Consider the following 4,318-nt stretch of genomic DNA (forward strand, 5'->3'; position numbering starts at 1 on the left):
CGCTCTTGCGGTCGCCCAGGCCGATCAACCCGGCCACGTAGAGCGGGCACATCGCCCGGCGCGCCGGATGCGACAGGCCCGCCAGGAACGGCTGAAGCCACCGATCCAGGTCGTCACGCCATCCACCAGCCCCTGACATCGCGATCACCCATCACCATCGCCATGGCATACGAATCCATGAAAACCTGCCCCGTTCCGTCAATCTGCCAAAGTAGTTTTATGATCTGACTATGCGGTCAAAGAGTTCAAGAAGCCGTCGGAAAGCAAATTTCCGTAGCTTCAAAGTGATCAGCCCCGATTGAAGTGGTCCGTCCCTCGGTATGGCCTTTGAGCCTGCAGGACGGACGAGATGGCAAAGCATCCGAAGCCTCAGGAGATTGTTGCCAAGCTACGGCAGGCGGATGTGCTGATCTCACAGGGGCAGAGCGTTGCAGATACAATCCGCGCGCTCGGCGTGAGTTCGGTGACGTACGACCGGTGGCGGCGTGAGTTTGGCGGCCTGAAGTCGGATCAAGTTCGACGGATGAAGGATCTGGAGACCGAGAACCTGCGGCTTCGAAAGGCAATTGCGGATCTCGCCCTCGACAAGCTGATCCTGCAGGAGGCGTCCCGGGGAAGACATCTCGAGCCCCGTGCGTTGACGCCCCTGCGTCGAGTAGATCATGCTGACGATGACCGTCTGCGAGCGCCGCGCCTGTCGGGCGCTCGGACAGCATCGTTCGACACCGCGCAAGGTACCGCGGGGCCGCGACGGCGAAGAGGCGGTGACAGGCGATCTCGTGACATTGGCCGAGAAGTACGGACGCTACGGCCTACGGAAGATCAATGCGTTGCTGAAGGCGGCCGGTTGGTTCGTCAACGACAAGCGCGTCGAGCGGATTTGGCAGCGTCAGGGTCTGAAAGTGCCGGCCACGCAGCCCAAGCGGGGCGGATCGAGGACAACAACGGCTCCTGTGCTCGTCTTCGCCCGGAACTCCGTAATCAGTTCTGATGGTACGACTTCGTCGAGGCCTGCATGCATGAGTCACTCGCGCCGTTTGTTGGCCAGCTACCTCTAAGTCCAGCCGAGCATCTTCATCTCTGCCGCCTCCCGCGCCCACGTCGGCATGGCCTCGGCATAGATCCCGACGGCCGAGCCCGGCACACAGAACCCGGTGTCTTTCCGCTCCTCGGTGCGCTCAGCGAAGGCACAGAGGCCAGCGGGGGAGCGGTCGGGCTCTTCTTACGCCAAAGGAAGGAAAGATGCGCTGAATTGCCCTCAACCGCCCGGAGCAATCAGCAGCAGGCTTCTTTTTTGCGCTCCCGATGGCTCCGTGGCAGGTTGGAGGTGCCGCTCTAGGACTTGCATCATCACCTTCGCTCGCCACAAATCCTACCAGGGCTAGTGTGGTTCTTCTTTTTAATTCGTGAGCCTCGACGAGCTAAATCCTCGCCAGTTTCTTATCTAGGAATTCAGTTTCCATGTCACACTTTGATAGCAACATTTTTCATTCGCCGGCCTACCTAAGAATCACTCAAAGACGATTGGAGCATCTCGCATCGCTTGGTCTCGACCTTCGCGGCAAAAAGGTTCTAGATGTTGGCGCCGGTATAGGGGATTTCGCCTCGTTTTATCTCGACCGAGACTGCCGCGTCGTTGCGGTTGAGCCGCGTGAAGAAAACCTGCAAGGCTTGGACGCAAATCTTCGCGGCTCGGGCATTAATTTTGAAGGTCGACTCGAAGCCCGGGCTGGAGACGTGTGGGCGCTGGACGAATACGATAGCACCTTCGACATCGTGCATGCATATGGCGTGCTATACCACCTTGCAGATCCCCTTCGCGCCCTTCGAACATTGACGGCACGCTGCAGTGGCATTCTCTTGCTAGAGACCTGTGTGACCAATGATGCAGGCGGGCGCGAGAATGTTGTTCCTGAGCCTATCGAAAATTTCAGTCAAGCCATTGACGGCTTTGGATGCCGGCCAGATAGGGCTTGGATTTATCAGGAACTTAAACAACTGTTTTCTTATGTCTACATGCCACGCACGCAGCCGAATCACGATCAGTTTCCGTTAGATTGGCGTTCGACGTACAGCAGTCGGACCCTTCAACGGTCAATTTATATTGCATCTCGTCAGCGTCTTAATTTATCAACTTTGCAAGATAGTTTAATCCAATTTCATGACAGCTAAATTATTCCCACTTGTAGATCTTGTCTCACCCGGCCGCGTACCGACTCCTCTACACCCGCCCGGAGCAATCCGAGGCGGGTATCTCGTTCTGCCGCATGCCGCAACAAACGCATCATGCATGCATCAGCCACTTTGTTTTTTGGAATAGTTCTACTGAAGCAATATGATTAAGATTTTTACTAAGTACTGGAACACACTCTGGTTTCTAGCGGCTGATTAGATTGCTGACCGACTTGTATCTCTTTCGGAATTCAGCAGCAGCCCAATCATATAGTTCGCAATCGTACGGACTGTGATTTTCAATGGCCAATCTCTGTTTTCTGGTTATCTCAGGCTTTGAGGGGGTCACGTTGACCTGAACTGGCGCAGTAGAAGGCAATCCCAACTGTTGAAATATCTTTTTTGACGACAAGCCAAAATTTTCTGAGATGCCGAATATTATTGAACTCAGGTTTTTTTTCGCAACTGATACGCTATAAGGGCTTTCTCCGGTCGAGAAATCACAGAAATATTTACACACTGAATCTTTAGCGCGCAAAGCAATAAAGTCTTCAAGCGACCATTTGACAGCTTCCTGCACAAAATCTAGCTCTAGACCTCCTTCGAAAGCGCTGAGTACATTCTTTGAATAGTAATAAAATGAGGCAAGTAATTCGACCGGATCTCGCAGCAGCGTTATGGGTCTGCAAGGCAAAGAAAGGCATACCCAATACGGAATGTGTCCACTGATTAGTTGTATACCATCAATACTTCGCCCTGCGATGCGTCCGTCGCGAACTTCCGCTGCAAATTGCTCGCGGGATTTGAGGTCAATACCACTCAAGTCGATACTTGCTTCGAGTGGAATTTGCTCTCGAAGCATCATCAACAGAGAAGTGCCTCCTGTCTTTGCGATATGCATAAATACGATAGGTAAATCATTCACTTCAATAATTTTCCTGATTAATTTCTGGTTGTTATATGTGATGAATTAAATATTAAAGCTTATGCTTTCTAACGACGGAATGAGGCTTTGCTGTCATTACCGAAGTGAATCCAAAAAGCCCAATGCTAAACGCTATTTTTGTCGCGAATTATTGAACTCAGCCACAGCGTAAATGCGACTTTAATTCGAGATTTGAGCTTAGGCGCAGAAGCATGTCTACAAGGGGCTGGGCCGAATCCGTGATGGTGCAGTTTTCAGTGAGAAGGACCAAGTTGGGGGCGTCGGGACACTCGTAGGGCGCAGAAACCCCCGTGAAGTCTGGGATCTCACCAGCGCGGGCGCGCCGGTAGAGCCCCTTCGGATCGCGGATCTCACAGGCCGCCAAAGGCGTGCTGACAAATACCTCAAGGAAGGAGAAGTCCCGGGCGATGCGACGCGCCTGGGCGCGCTCAGCGCGCAGGGGCGATATCAGCGAAACGAGTACGATCAGCCCGGCCTCGGCCATGAGTGCTGCCACTTCAGCGGTCCGTCGCACGTTCTCGTCCCGATCCGTTCGACTGAAACCGAGGTCGCGGGTTAGCCCAGTCCGCAGGTTGTCGCCATCGAGCACCATGGTGTGGCGCCCCTGCGCGGTAAGAGCCTTATCAACGGCATTGGCGAGGCTCGACTTTCCGGAGCCCGACAGACCAGTAAACCAAGCGATGACCGGCCGTTGCCGAAGCTGGATCCAGCGGTTCTCGCGCGGTTGAAGGATGTGCGGCGTCAAATTCGAAGGCGTCATGCAAGCAAAATCATTCAATCGCGAGACTGTTAAGCGTGCGAACCCGTTCCCTGAAACCCCGGCTCGGCCCCCATCCAGGATAGCACGAAGCTTGCCAGCGTCACCGCCCGAACGCCCATAGCGGCACCGTGCCGCCGGGTCGCCCTGGCATGTTGCGATAATCGGCCGTGTTCACGAGGGCGATGCGGTTGGCGGGAACCGCCGCGACCTTGACGTTCGACATGACGATGGCGCTTCAGTGGTCTGGCCGGACGATGCCAGGTTCCGGATGCACGCCGAACACCTCCAGCGTCGTCCAGCCGAGTGGCGCCGCCTCATCCGCCCAACGGTCGAGGAAGTCGACGCACGCCGCGTGCGCGCACCCTAGTGGTGCGAGTCTAACACTTGGTGCCCGCGCTTTGCGGCCTGGATGATGCGATCCGGGTCGGCAGTCCAGACGA

At 55.1% G+C, this 4,318-nt stretch carries 4 protein-coding genes and 2 pseudogenes; 2 read left to right on the forward strand and 4 right to left on the reverse strand.

Features of this window, described 5'->3' with window-relative positions:
• A pseudogene (locus AC0IWM_RS23575) lies at positions 1 to 139 on the reverse strand (IS701 family transposase); the annotation flags it as partial.
• 210 nt (positions 140 to 349) lie between these two features.
• Between AC0IWM_RS23575 and AC0IWM_RS23580 the strand changes: the two are divergent.
• Together AC0IWM_RS23580 and AC0IWM_RS23585 are read left to right on the forward strand one after the other, a co-directional pair.
• A pseudogene (locus AC0IWM_RS23580) lies at positions 350 to 988 on the forward strand (IS3 family transposase); the annotation flags it as partial.
• Positions 989 to 1,461: 473 nt separating this feature from the next.
• On the forward strand, positions 1,462 to 2,172 hold the full coding sequence (locus AC0IWM_RS23585; protein WP_471759084.1) for a class I SAM-dependent methyltransferase: 711 nt from the start codon (positions 1,462 to 1,464) through the stop codon (positions 2,170 to 2,172).
• Positions 2,173 to 2,377: 205 nt separating this feature from the next.
• Here AC0IWM_RS23585 and AC0IWM_RS23590 read toward each other — a convergent pair whose 3' ends face one another.
• The 3 genes from AC0IWM_RS23590 to AC0IWM_RS23600 form a co-directional block, all read right to left on the reverse strand.
• Positions 2,378 to 3,097: a hypothetical protein gene (locus AC0IWM_RS23590; protein WP_471759086.1), complete on the reverse strand. Its 720-nt coding sequence runs from the start codon at positions 3,095 to 3,097 to the stop codon at positions 2,378 to 2,380.
• A 157-nt stretch (positions 3,098 to 3,254) separates the two neighbouring features.
• Positions 3,255 to 3,878 (reverse strand): adenylyl-sulfate kinase, encoded by a 624-nt coding sequence (gene cysC, locus AC0IWM_RS23595; protein ID WP_471759088.1) that lies wholly within the window; start codon positions 3,876 to 3,878, stop codon positions 3,255 to 3,257.
• Between the two features lie 100 nt (positions 3,879 to 3,978).
• Entirely contained in the window at positions 3,979 to 4,101 is a 123-nt protein-coding gene (locus tag AC0IWM_RS23600) for a hypothetical protein (protein ID WP_471759090.1), read from the reverse strand.
• Between the last annotated feature and the right edge of the window lie 217 nt (positions 4,102 to 4,318).

Source organism: Methylobacterium sp. AC433, assembly GCF_979253015.1.

Excerpts from the sequence above, each read along its gene's own strand:
- AC0IWM_RS23585 (WP_471759084.1), top strand. The coding sequence starts at position 1,462 with ATGTCACACTTTGATAGCAACATTTTTCATTCGCCGGCCTACCTAAGA.
- cysC (WP_471759088.1), bottom strand. The coding sequence starts at position 3,878 with ATGACGCCTTCGAATTTGACGCCGCACATCCTTCAACCGCGCGAGAAC.
- AC0IWM_RS23600 (WP_471759090.1), bottom strand. The coding sequence starts at position 4,101 with ATGTCGAACGTCAAGGTCGCGGCGGTTCCCGCCAACCGCATCGCCCTC.